The organism is Chelativorans multitrophicus (assembly GCF_011317445.1).
GTDB lineage: Bacteria > Pseudomonadota > Alphaproteobacteria > Rhizobiales > Rhizobiaceae > Chelativorans > Chelativorans multitrophicus.
Window position 1 is genome coordinate 278,875 of sequence record NZ_JAAAPL010000001.1, and the last position, 19,213, is coordinate 298,087.

The following is a 19,213-nucleotide window of genomic DNA, read 5'->3' on the forward strand; positions in this document are numbered from 1 at the left end:
CGCCGGTCCGCCAAAAGAAAAAGGCCGCCACTGGCGGCCTTTTCCGGCAATTCGAACGATATCAGCGCGAATAGTACTCGATGACGAGATTCGGCTCCATGTGCACGGCATAGGGCACATCGGCCAGCGCCGGCATGCGCACATATTTCGCGGTCATCTTGTTGTGATCGACTTCGATATAGTCGGGAACATCCCGCTCGGCGAGCGCGACGGACTCCAGCACCACGGTGAGTTGCTTCGACTTCTCGCGCACCTCGATCACGTCACCCGGCTTGCAGCGATAGGACGGAATGTTCACGCGGCGGCCATTGACCTTCACATGGCCGTGGTTGACGAACTGGCGCGCGGCGAAGGGGGTCGGCACGAACTTGGCGCGGAAGACGATCGCGTCGAGGCGCGATTCCAGAAGACCGATCAGGTTCTCGGTGGTTTCGCCCTTGCGGCGGTTCGCCTCGTCATAGATGCGGCGGAACTGCTTCTCAGAAAGATCGCCGTAATAGCCTTTGAGTTTCTGCTTGGCACGGAGCTGCTGGCCGAAGTCAGAAAGCTTGCCCTTGCGGCGCTGGCCGTGCTGGCCGGGGCCATATTCGCGGCGATTGACCGGCGACTTCGGACGGCCCCAGATATTCTCGCCCATACGGCGATCAAGCTTGTACTTTGCGGATTGGCGTTTGCTCATCGCATTCCCTTTACAACAAATTGCATCCGAAACCTCATGTTCCGGACGAAGGAAACGCGCCCTCCTCTGGCCTCCGTTTTCGAGGCCTGACAGGACATCGCCGCACGCTTGAGGCAATGTTCACGGGACACGTCAAAAAAGCGCGGCGGCGAATGACGCCATCGCGCTCGTCGTGTCCCTAAGGGAGACGAGCGGGAAAGTCAACCATTAGCGTGTCATCATCGGCGCTGTCTCCCGCCAGCCTGGAGGCCGACGCCCTGACCTGAGGGATGGCGGCCGGAGCGGGTCAGCCCGCCGCGGCCTCAATCCCATCCACAATCCTGAAGCCGAAGCCGGATGCCAGCCGCCGCAGGCTGGCCGGTGGGTTTCCGGATGTGAAGCAGGCGCGGTCGGGCAGGTCCGGCCGGGCGGGTGGCGGAAGGGTTTCGGCCAAAGTCAGCGCCCGGCGGGCGATTGCCTCTGAGGTGTCGATCCAATCCACCGGCCAAGGCGCCATTTTGCGCATGCGGTTGACCAGGAATGGATAGTGGGTGCAGGCCAGAACGACGATGTCGGTGCGCTGACCGTCGCGTTCCATGAAGCAGGGTTCGATCTCTTTGCGCACCGCCTCCTCGTCGACAAATCCTTCGCGCATATATTTTTCCGCCAAGCTTGCCAGGTTTTCGCTGCCCACCAGCCGCACATGGCACTTGGCCGCATAGGCGCTGATCAGGTCGCGCGTGTATTGCCGCTTCACCGTGCCCGGCGTGGCAAGAACCGAAACGAGGCCGGAGCGCGTGCGCTCGGCGGCCGGTTTTATGGCCGGCACGGTGCCGACGAAGAGCTGGCTCGGATAGGCCGCCCGCAGATCGGCGATCGCAAGCGTCGAAGCCGTATTGCAGGCGATGACGATGAGAGATGGCGCAAAACGCGCGATCAGACTTCCGAAGAGTTCCACAAGGCGGGCTCGCAACGCCCCCTCTTCCCAGGCGCCGTAGGGAAAGGCGGCGTCATCGGCCACATAGACATAGGGGTGCTCGGGCAGGAGCACGCGCGCTTCCTTCACGACGGAAAGCCCGCCGATGCCGGAATCGAAGAAGAGGATGGGGCTGGTTTGTGCGAGCGCGGTCATTGTGACACGAGGAACCACGGTGAGCGTCGCGCTCTACGTTGCGTGAAAGGGCTCGACATCATGAATCAATCGGTTTCAGGCGCACCGGACCCGCGCGGCTTCTTAGGCGAAAATTTCTCTAGCGAGACCAGCACGCCGCGCAGCACCGCCAGTTCCTCGACAGTAAAACCCGGCCGGGTAAAGAGCGCCCTAAGATTGTCGAACATCTTGGGCTTCTTGTCCTCATTGCGGAAATAGCCGCGCTCCGAGAGCACGCGGTCAAGATAATCCATGAGGCTGTTGAGGTGTTCACGCGGCGCGGGAACGTGCTCGGGCGAGACGGGCGCTACGCCCTCCCCTCCGGCCTTCAACCATTCATAGGACATCAGAAGCACCGCCTGGGCGACATTGAGCGAGGCAAAGGCGGGGTTGACCGGGAATGTCACGATTTCGTCGGCAACCGCAACCTCTTCATTGGTGAGCCCCCAGCGCTCGCGGCCGAAGAGAATGCCGGTCCTCTGCCCCGCGGCATGACGTGCGCGCAATTGCAGCGTTGCCTCCACCGGCCCGCGCACCGGCTTGAAATTGTCGCGCGGCCGGGCCGTGGTCGCATATAGGAAGTTCAGGTCCGCGACCGCCCCCGCAAGATCGTCGAAGACCTTGGTCGCGTCGATGACATGATCGGCCCGGCTTGCGGCAGCGCGGGCCTTTTCATTCGGCCAGCCGTCCCGCGGTTTGACGAGGCGCAGCTCGCCCAAGCCGAAATTGGCCATGGCGCGTGCCACCATGCCGATATTCTCACCCAACTGAGGCTCGACGAGGACGATTGCGGGTCCTTCGGCGAGCAGATCGCGCTGTCTATCCGTGCCTGCCATGCAGCGGCTGTTAGCGCCTTATCGCACCGGGGTAAAGCCTGGCATCCGCCGTCTTTGCCAAGCGGCGCAACGATGCTATAGGGGCGCCACCTTCAAGTATATCTGTTGGCGGCGCGGTCCGCCTTTTCCGGAGAGAGGCTTATGGCGAAGATCAAGGTGGACAATCCTGTCGTCGAACTGGATGGCGACGAGATGACGCGCATCATCTGGCAGCTCATCAAGGACAAGCTGATCCACCCTTATCTCGATATCGATCTCAAATATTACGACCTCGGCATCCAGAAGCGCGACGAAACCGACGATCAGATCACCATCGATGCGGCCAAAGCTATCAAGAAATACGGCGTCGGCGTGAAATGCGCCACCATCACACCGGACGAAGCGCGGGTGGAGGAATTCAAGCTCAAGAAGATGTGGAAGTCGCCCAACGGCACGATCCGCAACATCCTGGGCGGCGTCATCTTCCGCGAGCCGATCATCTGCCGCAACGTGCCGCGCCTGGTGCCAGGCTGGACGAAGCCGATCGTGGTCGGCCGCCATGCCTTTGGCGATCAGTACCGCGCGACGGATTTCAAGTTCCCCGGCAAGGGCAAGCTGTCCATCAAGTTTGTCGGCGAGGACGGAGAGGTAATCGAGCACGAGGTGTTTGACGCGCCGGGCTCGGGCGTGGCCATGGCCATGTACAATCTGGACGACTCGATCCGCGACTTTGCGCGCGCCTCCTTCAATTACGGCCTGCAGCGCGGGTTCCCGGTCTATCTTTCCACCAAGAACACGATCCTCAAGGCCTATGACGGGCGCTTCAAGGACATCTTCCAGGAAATCTACGAGACGGAGTTCGAGGCCGCCTTCAAGGAAAGGAAGCTCTGGTACGAGCACCGGCTGATCGACGACATGGTGGCGGCGAGCCTCAAATGGTCCGGCGGCTATGTCTGGGCGTGCAAAAACTATGACGGCGACGTGCAGTCGGACATCGTGGCCCAGGGCTTCGGCTCCCTCGGCCTGATGACCTCCGTGCTCATGACGCCGGACGGCAAGACCGTGGAAGCCGAGGCCGCCCACGGCACGGTGACGCGTCACTACCGCCAGCACCAGAAGGGCGAAGAGACCTCCACGAACTCCATCGCCTCCATCTTCGCCTGGACGCGCGGGCTTGCCCATCGCGCGAAGCTCGACGGCAATGCGGAACTCAAGAAGTTCGCCGAAACGCTGGAGCGTGTCTGCGTGGATACCGTGGAAGCAGGCCACATGACCAAGGACCTCGCGCTCCTCATCGGGCCGGATCAGCCTTGGCTTTCTACGACTGGCTTCCTGGACAAGATCGACGAGAATTTGCAGAAGGCCATGGCGGCCTGACAAGCATGAAAAAGGGCGGCCCAGCCGCCCTTTTTATTTGATCTCGCTTTCCGCTTGGATCAGCCGGCGAGCGCCGCCCGCACAGCCTCCACCGCGGCTGCGGCATTGGCTGCGTCCGGACCGCCGGCCTGGGCCATGTCGGGCCGGCCGCCGCCGCCCTGCCCGCCGATCGCTGCGGAGGCTTTGCGCACGAGGTCGACGGCGCTGAAGCGTCCCGTTAGATCATCAGTAACGCCGACGACGACACTCGCCTTCCCCTCTTCCGAGGTGCCGACGAAGACCACCACGCCGGAGCCGAGGGACTTCTTGCCCTCATCGGCGAGCGGCTTCAGGTCCTTCGGCGAGATGCCTTCAACCACGCGGCCAATGAAGCCGACGCCACCCACTTCTTCCCTCTCCTCGCCCGCCTTCGCGCCCGCGCCGCCACCGAGGGCGAGCTTCTTGCGCGCCTCGGAAAGCTCGCGCTCCAGCTTGCGCCGCTCTTCCACGAGCGTTTCGAGACGCGGCAGGAGATCGCCGGGAGACACCTTCAGCACAGAAGCCGCCGCCTTGAGCCGGCGCTCCTGTTCGTCGAGATAACGGCGCGCGGCAGCCCCGGTAAGGGCCTCGACGCGGCGGACGCCCGCGGCGACCGCGCCTTCCCCAATGATGTGCACGAGGCCGATATCGCCGGTGGCATTCACATGCGTGCCGCCGCAAAGCTCAAGCGAATAGGTTTTGCCGCTCTTTTCGCCCTGCGTGCCCTTGCCCATGGAGACGACGCGCACCTCGTCGCCGTATTTCTCGCCAAAGAGCGCCATGGCGCCTTCCGCAATGGCGTCATCCACCGCCATCAGCCGGGTGACCACGGGCGCATTCTGCAGCACGACCTCGTTGGCGAGATCCTCGATCTGCTGCAGCTCCTCTTCCGCGATCGGTTTGGGATGCGAGAAGTCGAAGCGCAGGCGGTCGGGCGCCACGAGCGATCCTTTCTGGGCGACGTGGGTGCCCAGCACCTCGCGCAAGGCTTCATGCAGGAGATGGGTCGCGGAATGGTTGGCGCGGATGCGCGTGCGGCGCTCGTGATCGACACGCAGCGAGACCGGCTCGCTTATTCTCACGGTGCCCTTCTTAACCTGACCGAAATGGACGAAGAGGCCTTCGCCCTTCTTCTGCGTATTCTTGATCTCGATGGCGAAGCCTTCACCCTCAATTGTGCCGGTGTCGCCCACCTGGCCACCGGACTCGCCGTAAAACGGTGTCTGGTTGGTGACGACCGCCACCTCCTCGCCCTCGGCCGCGGTTTCGACCATCGCGCCGTCCTTGACAAGAGCAGCGATGATGCCCTCCGCCTCCTCGGTCTCGTAACCGAGGAAATCGGTTGCGCCGGTCCTGTCCTTGACGGAGAACCAGACCGCCTCCGTCGCCGCTTCGCCGGAGCCTGCCCAGCTGGCGCGAGCCTCGGCCTTCTGGCGCTCCATGGCAGCATTGAAGCCTTCGAGGTCTACGGTGACACCGCGTTGGCGCAGTGCATCCTGCGTGAGATCGAGCGGAAAGCCGTAAGTATCGTAGAGCTTGAAAGCCGTTTCACCGTCCAGCCGGTCACCCTCGCCCATGCCCCCGGTGGCGTCGGAAAGCAGGTTAAGGCCGCGCGCCAGCGTCTTTCGGAAGCGCGTCTCCTCCAGCTTCAGCGTCTCTGTGATCAGCGCCTCGCCGCGCACCAGTTCCGGATAAGCCTGGCCCATCTCGCGGACGAGTGCGGGAACGAGCCGCCACATCAACGGCTCCTCGGCGCCAAGGAGCTGCGCGTGGCGCATGGCGCGGCGCATGATGCGGCGCAGCACATAGCCGCGCCCTTCATTGGACGGCAGGACGCCGTCGGCGATCAGGAAGCTTGAAGCGCGCAGGTGGTCGGCGATCACCTTGTAGCTCGGGCGCCGCTCTCCTTCGGCGCGCACACCCACCGCCTCCTCCGTGGCATGGATCAGCGCCTTGAAGAGATCGATCTCGTAATTGTCGTGCACGCCCTGCAGCACGGCGGCAACGCGCTCCAGCCCCATGCCCGTATCGATCGAAGGCCGGGGCAGGTTGATCCGCTCATCCGGGCTTACCTGCTCGTATTGCATGAAGACGAGATTCCAGATCTCGATGAAGCGGTCACCATCCTCATCGGGACTGCCGGGCGGTCCGCCAGGAATGCCCTCGCCGTGATCGAAGAAGATTTCGGAGCATGGACCGCACGGGCCGGTATCGCCCATTGCCCAAAAATTGTCGCTGGTCGGAATGCGGATAATGCGCTCCTCGGGCAGGCCCGCGATCTTGCGCCAATGCCCGGCCGCCTCGTCGTCCGTGTGGTAGACGGTCACCAGCAGGCGCTTGGGGTCAAGGCCGAACTCCTTCGTCACGAGATTCCAGGCAAGCTCGATGGCGACATCCTTGAAGTAGTCGCCGAAAGAGAAATTGCCCAGCATCTCGAAAAAGGTGTGGTGGCGCGCCGTATAGCCGACATTGTCGAGGTCGTTGTGCTTGCCGCCGGCGCGAACGCATTTCTGTGCCGTGGTCGCGCGGTTATAGGGGCGCGTTTCCATGCCGGTGAAGACGTTCTTGAACTGCACCATCCCCGCATTGGTGAACATGAGGGTGGGGTCGTTGCGCGGCACGAGCGGGCCGGAGGCCACCACCTCATGCCCGTTCTTCTTGAAAAAGTCGAGAAAAGCCGACCGGATGTCGTTGACGCCACTCATGTAATTGCCTTTGCGAGAAGTCCGCCGCCTTGGCGGAAAAGGGTTGCAGCCTTTTAGCGCCCGCATTGGAACCTGTCCACCAGCGGACTGGCTGGCGCGTCCCTTCCTTTGCGGCTCAAAGGCAGGTGGAAACCGCTACGCTAGGCAGCCAGAGCGATCGCGATCCTTGCGGCAAGGCGCGCATTGTTCTTAACGAGCGCGATATTGGTCTTCAGGCTTCTGCCGCCGGTGATCTCCAGAATGCGGGCGAGCAGAAAGGGCGTGACCGCCTTGCCGCCGATCCCGGCACTTTCCGCGTCCGCCTGCGCCTCGACGATATAGGCCGCCATCTCCTCCGCCGGGATTTCGGCCTCCTCCGGCACCGGGTTGGCGATCAGCATGCCGCCGACGATGCCGAGCCGAGAGCGGGTCTTCTGGAAACGCGCGATCTCCTGCGCCGTGTCGAGCCTCAGCGGCGCCGGGCATTTGGATGTCCTAGACCAGAATGCGGGCATGGCGTCAGTACCGAAACCAACCACCGGTACGCCGCGCGTTTCCAGCACTTCGAGCGTCTTCGGAATATCGAGAATAGCCTTCGGCCCGGCCGACACGACGATGACCGGGGTGCGCGCCAGTTCATCGAGATCCGAGGAGATATCGAAACTCTTCTCCGCCCCCTGGTGTACTCCACCGATGCCGCCGGTGGCGAAGACGCCAATTCCGGCCAGATGCGCGCCAATCATCGTCGCAGCCACCGTCGTGCCGCCAGTGCGCCCTTCGGCAATGGCAAAGGCCAGATCGGCGCGCGACAGCTTCATGGCATCTTCAGCCCGCGCGAGCTTTTCGCGCTCCTCACCGGAAAGGCCGATCTTGAGACGGCCGGCCATGACGGCAATCGTCGCCGGCACGGCGCCCTCCGCCGCGACGATGGCCTCCACCTCGGCCGCCATCGAACTGTTCTGGGGCCAGGGCATGCCATGCGTGATGATCGTGCTTTCGAGCGCCACGACAGGCTTTCCGGCCGAGAGCGCCTCAGCCACGGGGCCGTATATGTCGATCTCTCGCGCAAGGTTCATCTCTACTCTCCTTATCCCGCCGGGCGCGGCTGCGGCACCAGGGCAAGCGCCGCGCGGAAGCTCGTTTCGTCGATTCTAGGAGCAGCCGTCTCGCTTTCCAGCGCAAGCTTGGCCGCTGCGACACCTTCGCGGGCGGCGTCGGCCAGGGGCATTCCGCGCATGAGCGCGGCGATGGCTGCACCGGCAAGCGCATCGCCCGCCCCGGTCACATCGGCGAGCCGGTCGGGCGCAGGCGGCGCAATCTGGTACAAATTGCCTCCTTCCATGACGAGCAACGGCTCACCGCCCCCGCTGATGAGGCTCGCCTTCAGGCCGCGCGCGGCCAGCGCCTCAGCCGCTTGCGGTGTGAATGCGTCCGCCGGCAGGCCCGCCAGCCGGCATGCCTCGCGCCGGTTCATGAAAAGACATGAGAGTTGCCCGAGAATAGGCGCCAGGCGCTCCACCTTGGCAGGGGAGATGCCGATCGCGAAAATGGGCTTTTCTGCCGCGCGTTCGGCAACCAGCCTCAGCGCCTCCACAGGCAGATTGGCATCGCAGAGAACCGCGCCGGCCTCATCAAGCGCGTCGCGGATCTTGCGCCGCCGGAGCTGCTTGGCGAAACCGATTTCGTAGAGGCCCATATCGGCCAGGCCCGCCACCAGGTCGCCGTCCTCCGTCAGGATCGCCGTGTAGCTCGGGGTGGCGCGGTCGAGAAAGACGGCGGAACAGTCCTCGATCCCGCTTTCCTCGATTGCCTCGGCAACCTGCTGGCCCGCCGCATCACCGCCCCGAAGCGACATCAAAGTCACCGACAGGCCGCGTTGCATGGCCATTCGCGCCGCGTTGAAAGCCCCGCCACCCACTTCCTCGCGCATGGTTCCAGGATTGGAGGCCTGAGGCACATAGGGCCCTTCCACGCGTCCGCGGCGATCGATATGCGCCCCTCCTATCGCGAACAGCCGATCACCCGCCATCATTTCCTCCGAATCGCCGTTGCCGCGGTTTTGCCCCAAATGGTTCCCGGCAGCATGCAGCGCATTGCCGCGGAAAGCCGGCTGCCATGGAAAAACAAAAAACGAACACCAGAAGATTTTCCCTTATTTTTCAGGAGGATATGCACTATTGCAAAATGCGAACAAAACGGGTACATAAAAGATCGGGAGATTGGCCAGCGCGGCCTCCATTGAGGACAAGGGGTATTGTATCATGGCTCAGAACACATTGCGGCTTGTAGAGGAAAACGGGGTGGACAAGTCCAAGGCATTGGATGCAGCGCTGTCGCAAATCGAGCGGGCTTTCGGCAAGGGCTCGATCATGCGGCTTGGCGCCAACGACAAGGTCGTTGAAATCGAGACGATATCGACCGGCTCGCTCGGGCTGGACATTGCGTTGGGCGTGGGCGGCCTGCCGCGCGGCCGCATTATCGAGATCTATGGGCCGGAAAGCTCGGGCAAGACGACGCTGGCCCTGCATACGGTTGCCGAAGCGCAGAAGAAGGGCGGCATCTGCGGTTTCATCGATGCCGAGCATGCACTCGATCCCGTTTATGCCCGTAAGCTGGGCGTGGATCTGGAGAACCTGCTCATTTCCCAGCCGGATACGGGCGAGCAGGCCTTGGAGATTTGCGACACGCTGGTTCGTTCGGGCGCAGTGGATGTGATCGTGGTGGACTCCGTGGCGGCCCTTACCCCCCGCGCCGAGATCGAAGGCGAGATGGGCGAGTCGCTTCCAGGCATGCAGGCCCGCCTGATGAGCCAAGCGCTGAGGAAGCTCACCGCATCCATTTCGCGCTCCAATACGATGGTGATCTTCATCAACCAGATCCGCATGAAGATCGGCGTCATGTTCGGTTCGCCGGAGACGACGACCGGCGGCAACGCGCTGAAATTCTATGCATCGGTTCGTCTCGACATCCGCCGCATCGGCTCGGTCAAGGACCGGGAAGAGACGGTCGGCAACCAGACGCGCGTGAAGGTGGTCAAAAACAAGATGGCGCCACCCTTCAAGCAGGTCGAATTCGACATCATGTATGGCGAAGGCGTTTCGAAGACCGGCGAGCTTGTCGATCTCGGAGTGAAAGCGGGCGTGGTGGAGAAGGCCGGCGCCTGGTTCTCCTATAACTCCCAGCGCCTCGGCCAGGGGCGGGAGAACGCGAAGCTTTTCCTGCGCGACAATCCGGAGGTCGCGCGCGAGATCGAGTTGGCCCTCAGGCAGAATGCCGGCCTTATCGCCGAGCGCTTCCTTGAGGCAGACAAGGACGGTTCGCTGGACGACGCCGCCGAAAGCTGAGCGGGAATCCCCTAAGGGTTGAAAAGGGCGCCGCCAATGTGCGGCGCCTTTCGTTTCCTGGTCAGGCGATCTGCGCGAGATTGGTGGAGCTGCTGTCCTGCCGCCGGGACGTTCCAGGCAAAATGAAAGCCGGGGTGTTCCACCCGGCTTTCATGTCAAAATCAAAAAAATTACTGAACGGCTCTAGCCCGCGGTAAGCGGAGCGAGACGAATCTCCACGCGACGGTTCTGTGCCCTGCCTTCTGGCGTCGCATTCGAGGCGATCGGCTGTGAGGGCCCCTGGCCGATGACGGCAAAGCGCCGGCTGTCCGTTCCCTGGGCGATCAGATAATCCGCCACCGATGCGGCGCGGCGCTGCGACAGCTGCATATTGTGCTGCAGGCTGCCGGTCGAATCCGTGTGACCGTAGACGTCGACAAGTGTCTGGTTATAGCGCTTCAAAACGAGCGCCACCGAATTCAGCGTCTGGTAGAAGGCCGGCTGGATATCGGCGGAATCGGTGGCAAAGGTGATGTTGGACGGCATGTTCAGGATGATGTAGTCGCCCTGACGCGTGACGCTGACGCCTGTCCCCTGGAGCTGGGCACGCAGCTGCGCCTCCTGCTGATCCATATAAAGGCCGATGCCGCCTCCCGCGAGCGCGCCGATGCCCGCGCCCAAAAGCGCGTTGCGGCGATCATTGCCCCCTGCAAGAAGCCCAAGGCCAGCGCCCGCCAACGCTCCGAGCGCAGCCCCTCCGGCCGCGTTGGACATCTTTTGTTGTCCCGTATAGGGGTCGGTGGTGCACCCTGTGACCAGCGCTCCCGCAATGGCGGCAGCAATCACTCTTTTCAGCATCGGCATCCTCTCCTGATCGGTTTCCTCCGCCCCGCCAGCGGAGAATCAGTTATGCGCCTCAGCTTTAGCATAAAATGTTCGAAAATCGGGCAGGCGCGGAGCCGGCTGTTTCCCGGCGGCACCTTATCCCCATTAGAACGGCGGGAACGCGCACCGCTCGCTTCGACGGCATTGATAGGACGGGAATAATATGCGTTGGTTCGTCGGGCCGACCCTGCCAGAGTCGTCCTCGGCCGCCCGGACCAAATCGAGGAATAGGATGCAGGCTGCGCGATCCAGAATTGAACTCATCGATATCGCCCGCGGCGTCGCGCTGGTGGCAATGGCGATCTATCACTTCACCTGGGATCTCGACTTCTTCGGCTATGTGGAGCCGGGAATGTCGATTACCGGCGCGTGGAAATTCTTTGCGCGGTCGATCGCCTGCTCTTTCCTTTTTCTTGTCGGCTTCAGCCTCTACCTTGCCCACGGTCACCGTTTCCGGGCCCGGCCGTTTTTGAAGCGACTCGGAATGATTGCCGCCGCCGCCGTGGCGATCACGGCCGCGACCTACATCCTTTTTCCCGATTCCTTCATCTTCTTCGGCATCCTGCATCATATCGCGCTTGCCACTATTGTCGGCGCAGCCGTCCTGCGGCTGCCCGTACCGGTCCTTCTGCTCCTTGCGGCCGCCGTCATCGCCGCGCCGCATTACATCCAGGCGCCCTTTCTCGACCATCCAGCCTTCTGGTGGACCGGACTTTCGAGCAATGTACCGACGACCAACGACTACATTCCCTTCTTTCCCTGGTTCGGCGCCGTCCTTCTGGGCATTGCCGGAGCGAAGACGGCGGAACGTTTCGGCCTCCTTGCACGGCTTTCGGAGATCCGGCCGGGCGGAGTGATGCCAGTGCTCGCAGTCGCGGGAAGGCACAGCCTTCTCTTCTATCTCCTGCATCAGCCGGTGCTCTTCTCCTGCGTTTGGCTTTTCATGCAGGTGATGCCCCCGGACCGGGGTCCCGCATTCATGCAGGCGTGCACCGCGCAATGCTCGACCCAGCGCGACGAAGCCTTTTGCCGCGCCTATTGCGGCTGCGTGCTGGAGGAAGTGGCAGCGCAAGGCAGAAGCGACGCGCTCTTTGCCGCTAATCCGGATGAGGAAACGCGGGCCTGGCTCGAAAATCTGGTCTTGCAATGCTCAATGGAGAAGGAAGAATAGTCTCGCCGGCTAATTGGGAGGAACGGGAAAATGAGCCAGCCGCTTGACGATGCGCCAAGCCGCATCCCGTGGCCGCCAATGCTTTACGTCGCGGCGGTCGCTCTGGCGATTATTGCGGATCAAATGGTCCCCTCCGTCTGGTTCGGATCGCCCCTTTCCGATATCCTCTTTGCGGCGGGCTGGCTGATCGGCCTCGCCGGGCTTTCCATCAATATTGCCGCGCTTCGCCGGCTGCGCCTGGCTAAAACCACGGTAATGCCGACCCGAAGCGCGACGCAGCTCGTAACCGACGGCCCCTTTTCCTTCAGCCGCAACCCCATTTATCTCGGCGGGACATTGATCGTTATCGCCATCGGCCTCATCGTCGGCAATGCGTGGTTTCTGCTGTTTGCCCTTCTTGCTGCATTCGCCACTCAGAAGCTTGCGATCGAGCCCGAGGAGCGCCATCTCGCCCAACATTTCGGAAAGCGCTATCGGGATTACCAGAAGAAAGTGCGCCGCTGGTTCTGACCGCGGTCAGGTCGTTACGCCAAGTTCGGCCAGCCGTTCCACACAAGCCTCTTCGGCCTGATCCAATTCCTGCAAGGTGTCTTCGAGGTCGCGGCGTTTCTGGCGAAGCACTTGGCGCTTTTCCTCGATCTTCCCAAGGAGAAGCCGCAGCTGCCCGACCTCGCCCGGCGGAGCCTTGTAAACCTGGATGATCTCGCGAATCTCATTGATGGAAAAGCCGAGCCGGCGCCCGCGCAGGATCTGACGGATCAGGTGGCGGTCTGATGGGCGATAGAGGCGCGTGCGGCCGCGGCGTACCGGGTTGATGAGCTCTTCGTCCTCATAGAAGCGCAGCGTGCGCGTGGAAATGCCGAACTCCCGCGTGAGCTCCGTTATCGTATAATATTCCCGCATAGGTCACCCGGCTTGCAGCATCTGGGGAAAGTGTCACTGTCACTGGATTACGTAAAAGTCAATTCACGCGATCCGATCGCTTCCTCTCACCAAGCTATGAGTGGGCGCACGAGCGTCATCGAAGTACCGATCTCGACTGCTTTAACCGCTCCCTGCTTTGTAGCTTATGGAAGCAGCGGCGCACTGTTGAGATGATGGAACCTCCTCCGGACGGTCAACTCGTTCCCCTCGAAAACACCTTTTAAAATCCGCGGTGGGGATAAGCAGGGGTGCCGGCCGTGTTCTTCTTTCTTTCCAAGCTGTTTTCGATTTTCGCGGTTCCTTCGAACCTGGTCGGATTCGTCGCGCTTCTTGGTCTCGTCCTTCTTCTTTTCCGGCGGAAAGTTGCCGGCACACTCTTCGTGGGCACCGCGGCCATTCTGCTCGCCGTCATCGGCTGGTCGCCGCTCGGCAGCGCGGCGCTGCTGGCGCTGGAGAACCGGTTTCCGAGGCCAGCAATCAGCGGCCCGATCGCCGGAATTGTCGTTCTTGGCGGAGAAATAGACACCGATGTTTCAGCCGAACGTAAGACCATCGCCCTGACCGATGCGGCGGAGCGGCTTACCAAGACGGCTGAGTTCAGCCGCCTTTACCCGAATGCCAGAATTCTTCTCTCGGGCGGCATCAACGACCTGCTGATCACCCATGACAGGACCGAAGCGGCGCTTGCGCGTGAACTTCTCGTGAAGATCGGCGTGCCGGCCGACAGGATCGAGCTTGAGGAGCGCTCCCGAAACACGTGCGAGAATGCAATCGAGAGCAAGGCGGTAGCGGCTCCGAAACCCGGCGAGACATGGCTGCTCGTCACGTCCGCGTTTCATATGCCGAGGGCGGTTGGCTGCTTTCGCGCCGCCGGCTTCCCCGTCCTCCCCTATCCCGTCGACTACCTGGCCCGACGCTCCGCCCTGAGCAGCCTCGCCCCTTCTGTCGCCGCAGGACTTTATCTGACGGACATCGCCGCTCATGAGTGGCTGGGGCTCGCAGCATATTATTTCGCCAAGGGAACCGAGCTGTTCCCAGCACCGGAAGGAAGCTAGCCGGTTCTCGGGCAAAAGCGTCTGGCAGGAAGAAAGCCGCGCTTGTTTTTGGCGCGGTACTGCAGAAACCAACCAGAAATCGCTCCCATTGCTATAATGCAAGCGACTCACTTAGTCTTTTGGTTTCTTTTTTTCACGTACTCTTTGGTCGAGAGGTATTCCAACATGATGGCCCTTGTATTTGCACTCCTATCACTTGCGCTTGTCTTGGCATGGTTTGGCCGCCGGCCCATTGCGGTAGGCTTCATGATTTTAACCCTCTGCGTGGCGGTCGGGGAATTTCTTTGGGAGGTCTACAGCCCCGAATACGGCTTCCGTATGCCCTGGATCCAGACCCGGATCATCGAGAACCCACCTGTCCCGGATAATACCTTCGCGGTTCTGGCACTGACACGGGGAGAACTATCATGAGCGAGAACACCATGATTGCCGGCATGGAAAGCCTTAAGCAGCCCAGCGTGCGTACGCTGCCGTCGACGCTCAACTATCTCTATCTGCTGGCGATGATGACGGTGATCGCCGCGATCCTCACCGCGGCGATGGTAATGCAATATGCCCGGGGTGAATTGCCCTGCCCGCTTTGCCTGCTGCAGCGCGTGGCGCTGTTCGGCGTCTGTTTCGGCATCATGCAGCAGTTCCGCAACGGCTTCTCCGTTCGGAACACCGGCTTCAGCCTCCTGTTCACGGTCTTCCTGCTGGTGGTTTCGGTGCGGCAGACATTGCTCGACATCTATCCGCGGCCAGGCCACGAATATATCGGCAGCGCCGTTTTCGGGCTCCACATGCCGGTCTGGTCAGTGCTGATCGCGCTTGCGCTGCTCATCGCCTTCACATTCGAGCTGATCTTCTGGAGCGGCAAGAACCATATGCACGAAGCGCGTCTCACCGGCCTGCCAGTGATCCGGGGTCTTGCGACGGCGCTCAGCCTTTATGTCATCCTCATCGGACTGGTAAATTTCGGGTCGGTCGTGCTGCAATGCGGCGTCGGAGAGTGTCATACCTTCGGCTATTCACTGCTCGAATCTTTGGAGGGTGCCCCAGCCACTTCAAACTAACTCCACATCCACCACGCCGGAGACGGCACGCATGGCGGCGGCAACCTGGGGGGAGATGCGGTAGCGTTCGGGCAGGCCGATCTCGATTTCCCCCCGGCCGCCGTCTTTGATGACGATAAGGCTGACCTGCCCTTCCCCGCGCGTGGTGAGCTGGGAGGAAATCGCCGCGATCGGCTGCGGGTCACGCAGATAGATGCGCAGCGCCTTCTGCATGCAGCTTGCCTCGGCTTCGAGCGATTGCACCGTTTGAATACGCAGATTGATGCCCTCGGGGCGATCCTCGGCCGAAACCATGATGACGACCGAGCGACCGGGCTCCAACAGGTCGCGATATTGGGCCAGCGCCTCTGAAAAGAGCACGGCTTCATACTGGCCCGTTGCGTCCGAAAACTGCACGATGCCCATCTTGTTGCCGGTGCGCGTCTTGCGCTCTTGCTTGGCCGTGACGGTGCCGGCGAGCCTGCCGGCCGTGGCCCCGCGCTTCACCGCGGCCTGAAAATCAGCCCAACTCTGTACGCGCAGCTTTTCAAGCGTAGGCAAATAATCATCGAGCGGATGGGCCGACAGATAGCACCCAACCACCTGGAATTCCCGATGAAGCTTTTCCGCCGCAAGCCAGGGAGCGGTGGCGGGCAGCTGAAGCTTTTGCGGCTCGATCGCGGCGGAGCCGAAGATGTCCGCCTGACCGATTGCGGCGTCTTCGGCCGCGCGAGAGGCCATGCCCATCAGGCGGTCGACGCCTGCAAAGAGCGCGGCGCGGTCAAGCCCGAAGCAATCGAAAGCGCCGGCACAGATAAGGCTTTCGAGCACGCGCTTGCCGACGATCTTTGGATCGACCCGGGCGCAGAAATCCTCAATGCTCTCGAACGGCTTTTCCTTCCGCTTCGCAACAATGTGCTCCACCGCGGCGTCGCCCGCGCCTTTGATGGCGGCAAGCGAGTAGAAAATCCGGTTCTCGCCAACCTCGAAGTCGCGATAGCTGGTCAGCACCGATGGCGGCACCACCTCTATCCCGAGCCGGATTGCGTCGCGGCGGAAATCATTGAGCTTGTCCGTGTTGGCCATGTCGTAGGTCATGGACGCGGCCAGGAATTCCACGGGATAATGCGCCTTGAGATAGGCGGTCTGATAGGAAACCACCGCATAGGCGGCCGCGTGCGACTTGTTGAAGCCGTAATCGGCGAATTTTGCGAGCAGGTCGAAGATGAAATCTGCCTGCTGCTTCGTCACCCCGCGTTCCACCGCGCCCTCCACGAAGCGGACGCGCTGCTTGTCCATCTCGGCGCGGATCTTCTTGCCCATGGCACGGCGGAGCAGATCGGCTTCGCCGAGCGTATAGCCAGCCAGTTCCTGCGCGATCTGCATCACCTGCTCCTGATAGACGATGACGCCCTGCGTCTCCTTCACCAGGTGATCGATCTTGGGGTGGATCGAGGCCATCTCCTCCTCACCATGCTTGCGGGCATTGTAGGTGGGAATGTTCTCCATCGGGCCGGGGCGGTAGAGGGCGACAAGCGCGATGATGTCCTCAACTCGGTCCGGTTTCATGCCGATCAGCGCCTTGCGCATGCCCGCGCTTTCCACCTGGAACACGCCGACCGTTTCGCCGCGCGAGAGCATCTCGTATGTCTTCTTGTCGTCCAGCGGGATCTTGGACAGGTCGATCTCTATGCCACGGCGGCGGATGAGGTGGACCGCCTTTTCCAGCACGGTCAGCGTCTTCAGGCCCAGGAAGTCGAATTTAACCAGCCCCGCCTGCTCCACCCATTTCATGTTGAATTGGGTAACGGGCATGTCCGAACGCGGATCGCGATACATCGGCACGAGTTCGGAGAGCGGCCGGTCACCGATCACAATGCCTGCAGCGTGCGTGGAGGCGTGACGGTAGAGACCTTCCAGCTTCTGCGCGATCTCAAGCAGCGTGCCGACGATCGGCTCCTTCTCAACCTCTTCGGCGAAGCGCGGTTCGTCCTCGATGGCCTTGCCGAGCGGCGTGGGATTGGCGGGGTTGGACGGCACCATCTTGCAGAGCCGGTCCACCTGGCCGTAGGGCATCTGCAGGACGCGGCCGACATCGCGCAGCACGGCGCGGGCCTGCAGCGTTCCGAAGGTGATGATCTGCCCGACCTGGTCGCGGCCGTATTTCTGCTGGACGTAGCGGATCACCTCCTCGCGGCGGTCCTGACAGAAGTCGATGTCGAAATCCGGCATTGATACGCGGTCGGGGTTTAGGAAGCGCTCGAACAGCAGCGAAAAACGCAGCGGATCGATATCGGTGATGGTGAGCGCATAGGCCACCAGCGAGCCTGCGCCGGAACCGCGGCCGGGGCCGACTGGAATATCATGCGCCTTGGCCCATTTGATGAAATCCGCCACGATGAGGAAGTAGCCGGGAAACTTCATCCGTTCGATGACCCCGAGCTCGTATTCCAGCCGCGCGGCATATTCCTCTTCGCTGTGCCCCTCGGCGATGCCTTGTATGGCCAGCCGCTTGTCTAAACCTTCGCGGGCCTGACGCCTCAGCTCGTCTGCCTCCGCCTGGAGCGCGGCGGCTTCGTCCCCTGCCTCGTCGCCGGTGAAGCGCGGCAGAATGGGCTTGCGGGTCTTCGGGTAATAGGAGCAGCGCCGCGCGACCTCCAGCGTATTGTCGAGCGCTTCCGGCAGGTCGGCGAAGAGCGCAGCCATCTCGGCCTGGGTCTTCAAATAATTGTCGGGCGTGAGCCGGCGCCGGTCATCCGAGGCGATGACGGAGCCCTCCGCGATCGCGATCAGCGCGTCATGGGCATCGAAGTCGTCGCGCGTCGGGAAGAACGCCTCGTTGGTGGCAACCAGCGGCAGGTCGTGCCTATAGGCGAGGTTGACCGCCGCCGCCTCCAGGTTTCGGTCATAGCCCTGGAGCCGCTCCAATTCCACATAAAGCCGGTCGCCATAGGTTTCCCTCAGAAGGAGGAGACGCGCTTCGGCCAGTTCCGCACGATCGGCTTTCAAGGGCGCGCCGATCGGCCCGCGTGGGCCGCCGGTTAGACAGATGATGCCTTCCGAATGCTCCTGGAGCCAGTCGGCCGCCACATGGGGTGGCTCACCCGCCTCGTTGTCGAGATAAGCGCGGCTCATCAGCCGCACGAGATTGGCATAGCCGGCCTCGGTGGCCGCAATCAGCACCAGCGGATCGTAGTCCGCAAAGGACTTGCGGCTTGCCGCGCGACGGGCCTCGGCAAAGGCATCATCGAAAGCCACGTCGAGCTGGCAACCGATGATGGGCTGGATGCCGTCCTTTACGGCCTTCTGCGCGAATTCAAGGGCTCCGAAGAGATTGTTGGTGTCCGCGGTGGCGATTGCGGGCGCCTCGTCCTTCAGCGCGTGCCCGATGATCTTTCCGAGCGGCAGAGCGCCTTCAAGCAGGGAATAGGCCGAGTGCACGCGCAGATGGATAAAGTTGCGCTCCGGCCGCCCCTGGCGGCGCGCAGCTTCCTTCACGAGAGGATCACGCGACGTCCGATCGCCCGCCATGGTCAATTTTCCCGAGGATTCGTGTGGCCGATGACATGCATGTAGCGCTCCTTGGTCCTGCGGGGCAAGCATGCTGGACGACCGCTTGGCGGCTATGCGGGGAACGAGTTGGCCGCTCGCGAATTCTTCCCGCGTCAGAACCCCTTTTTGGAGGATATTATGAAAGCCAGATTTCCCGCGACTTTGACTGCCTTCCTGTTCCTGTCGGGCGCCGCCTTTGCTCAGCAGGCCACCGTCGTGATTTCGCCGGAGCAGGAGACCGTCATCCGCGAATATGTGGTCCAGCAGCAGGTACAGCCAATCCAACCCCCAGCCGATGTGACGATCGAAGTCGGCGCGACGCTGCCGGATACAGTTGAGCTGCGTCCCCTCGAAGCACCCGATCTCGAAGTCGAATATCAATATGTGGTTGTCGACGGCCGCACTGTGCTCGTCGAGCCGGATACGCGTAAAATCGTCCACATCATCAGCGACTAAGCGCACCCGAAGCGGCGGAATGGGAGGATCCATTCCGCCGCTTTGCTCCACCCAAAAGCTCATGGCCCCGCTTATTGATGCGCCAAAGCACGCTCCCCCCTGACGCATGGC

Annotated in this window: 17 protein-coding genes; 8 read left to right on the forward strand and 9 right to left on the reverse strand. The window is 62.1% G+C overall.

The genetic code is table 11. From position 1 onward, the window contains the following. Nucleotides 1-61: 61 nt before the first annotated feature. From rpsD to GNP00_RS01355, 3 genes are all read right to left on the reverse strand, one after another. The gene (gene rpsD, locus GNP00_RS01345) at nt 62-679 is read right to left on the reverse strand and encodes a 30S ribosomal protein S4 (protein ID WP_011580609.1); all 618 of its coding nucleotides are present in this window, start codon (nt 677-679) and stop codon (nt 62-64) included. Nucleotides 680-965: 286 nt separating this feature from the next. Continuing rightward, nucleotides 966-1,790: a glutamate racemase gene (gene murI, locus GNP00_RS01350; protein ID WP_011580608.1), complete on the reverse strand. Its 825-nt coding sequence runs from the start codon at nt 1,788-1,790 to the stop codon at nt 966-968. 65 nt (nt 1,791-1,855) lie between these two features. After that, entirely contained in the window at nt 1,856-2,644 is a 789-nt protein-coding gene (locus tag GNP00_RS01355) for an RNA methyltransferase (RefSeq protein ID WP_011580607.1), read from the reverse strand. Nucleotides 2,645-2,785: 141 nt separating this feature from the next. Between GNP00_RS01355 and GNP00_RS01360 the strand changes: the two genes are divergently transcribed. Continuing rightward, entirely contained in the window at nt 2,786-4,000 is a 1,215-nt protein-coding gene (locus GNP00_RS01360) for an NADP-dependent isocitrate dehydrogenase (protein WP_011580606.1), read from the forward strand. Between the two features lie 59 nt (nt 4,001-4,059). Here the strand turns inward: GNP00_RS01360 and alaS are convergent, their stop codons facing one another. From alaS to GNP00_RS01375, 3 genes are all read right to left on the reverse strand, one after another. Then, nucleotides 4,060-6,723: an alanine--tRNA ligase gene (gene alaS / locus GNP00_RS01365; RefSeq protein ID WP_041544641.1), complete on the reverse strand. Its 2,664-nt coding sequence runs from the start codon at nt 6,721-6,723 to the stop codon at nt 4,060-4,062. A gap of 140 nt (nt 6,724-6,863) precedes the next feature. After that, nucleotides 6,864-7,778, reverse strand: coding sequence for a pseudouridine-5'-phosphate glycosidase (locus tag GNP00_RS01370; RefSeq protein WP_011580604.1), 915 nt, complete (start codon nt 7,776-7,778; stop codon nt 6,864-6,866). An 11-nt stretch (nt 7,779-7,789) separates the two neighbouring features. Further along, entirely contained in the window at nt 7,790-8,731 is a 942-nt protein-coding gene (locus GNP00_RS01375) for a PfkB family carbohydrate kinase (protein WP_011580603.1), read from the reverse strand. A gap of 232 nt (nt 8,732-8,963) precedes the next feature. Between GNP00_RS01375 and recA the strand changes: the two genes are divergently transcribed. Next, nucleotides 8,964-10,046, forward strand: a complete 1,083-nt coding sequence (gene recA, locus GNP00_RS01380; protein ID WP_011580602.1) for a recombinase RecA — start codon at nt 8,964-8,966, stop codon at nt 10,044-10,046. Nucleotides 10,047-10,229: 183 nt separating this feature from the next. Here recA and GNP00_RS01385 read toward each other — a convergent pair whose 3' ends face one another. Beyond that, on the reverse strand, nt 10,230-10,883 hold the full coding sequence (locus GNP00_RS01385) for a YiaD family glycine zipper/OmpA-like lipoprotein (RefSeq protein ID WP_011580601.1): 654 nt from the start codon (nt 10,881-10,883) through the stop codon (nt 10,230-10,232). Nucleotides 10,884-11,142: 259 nt separating this feature from the next. Here GNP00_RS01385 and GNP00_RS01390 point away from each other — a divergent pair, with 259 nt between their 5' ends. After that, a complete protein-coding gene (locus tag GNP00_RS01390; RefSeq protein ID WP_041544640.1) occupies nt 11,143-12,081 on the forward strand; it encodes a heparan-alpha-glucosaminide N-acetyltransferase in 939 nt (312 codons plus the stop codon). 30 nt (nt 12,082-12,111) lie between these two features. Next, nucleotides 12,112-12,591, forward strand: a complete 480-nt coding sequence (locus GNP00_RS01395; protein ID WP_011580599.1) for a methyltransferase family protein — start codon at nt 12,112-12,114, stop codon at nt 12,589-12,591. A gap of 6 nt (nt 12,592-12,597) precedes the next feature. Here the strand turns inward: GNP00_RS01395 and GNP00_RS01400 are convergent, their stop codons facing one another. Continuing rightward, a complete protein-coding gene (locus tag GNP00_RS01400) occupies nt 12,598-12,984 on the reverse strand; it encodes a MerR family transcriptional regulator (protein ID WP_011580598.1) in 387 nt (128 codons plus the stop codon). 278 nt (nt 12,985-13,262) lie between these two features. Between GNP00_RS01400 and GNP00_RS01405 the strand changes: the two genes are divergently transcribed. From GNP00_RS01405 to GNP00_RS01415, 3 genes are all read left to right on the forward strand, one after another. Next, nucleotides 13,263-14,060, forward strand: coding sequence for an ElyC/SanA/YdcF family protein (locus tag GNP00_RS01405; protein ID WP_166015691.1), 798 nt, complete (start codon nt 13,263-13,265; stop codon nt 14,058-14,060). Between the two features lie 246 nt (nt 14,061-14,306). Continuing rightward, entirely contained in the window at nt 14,307-14,471 is a 165-nt protein-coding gene (locus tag GNP00_RS01410) for a hypothetical protein (RefSeq protein WP_157038045.1), read from the forward strand. After that, on the forward strand, nt 14,465-15,115 hold the full coding sequence (locus GNP00_RS01415; protein WP_425482941.1) for a disulfide bond formation protein B: 651 nt from the start codon (nt 14,465-14,467) through the stop codon (nt 15,113-15,115). Before GNP00_RS01410 ends, GNP00_RS01415 begins: the two co-directional genes overlap by 7 nt. Here the strand turns inward: GNP00_RS01415 and dnaE are convergent. Continuing rightward, entirely contained in the window at nt 15,107-18,625 is a 3,519-nt protein-coding gene (gene dnaE, locus GNP00_RS01420; RefSeq protein WP_011580594.1) for a DNA polymerase III subunit alpha, read from the reverse strand. The two genes, GNP00_RS01415 and dnaE, sit on opposite strands and share 9 nt — an antisense overlap. Nucleotides 18,626-18,784: 159 nt before the next feature. Between dnaE and GNP00_RS01425 the strand changes: the two genes are divergently transcribed. Next, nucleotides 18,785-19,102, forward strand: a complete 318-nt coding sequence (locus tag GNP00_RS01425) for a DUF1236 domain-containing protein (RefSeq protein WP_011580593.1) — start codon at nt 18,785-18,787, stop codon at nt 19,100-19,102. Nucleotides 19,103-19,213 lie beyond the last annotated feature (111 nt).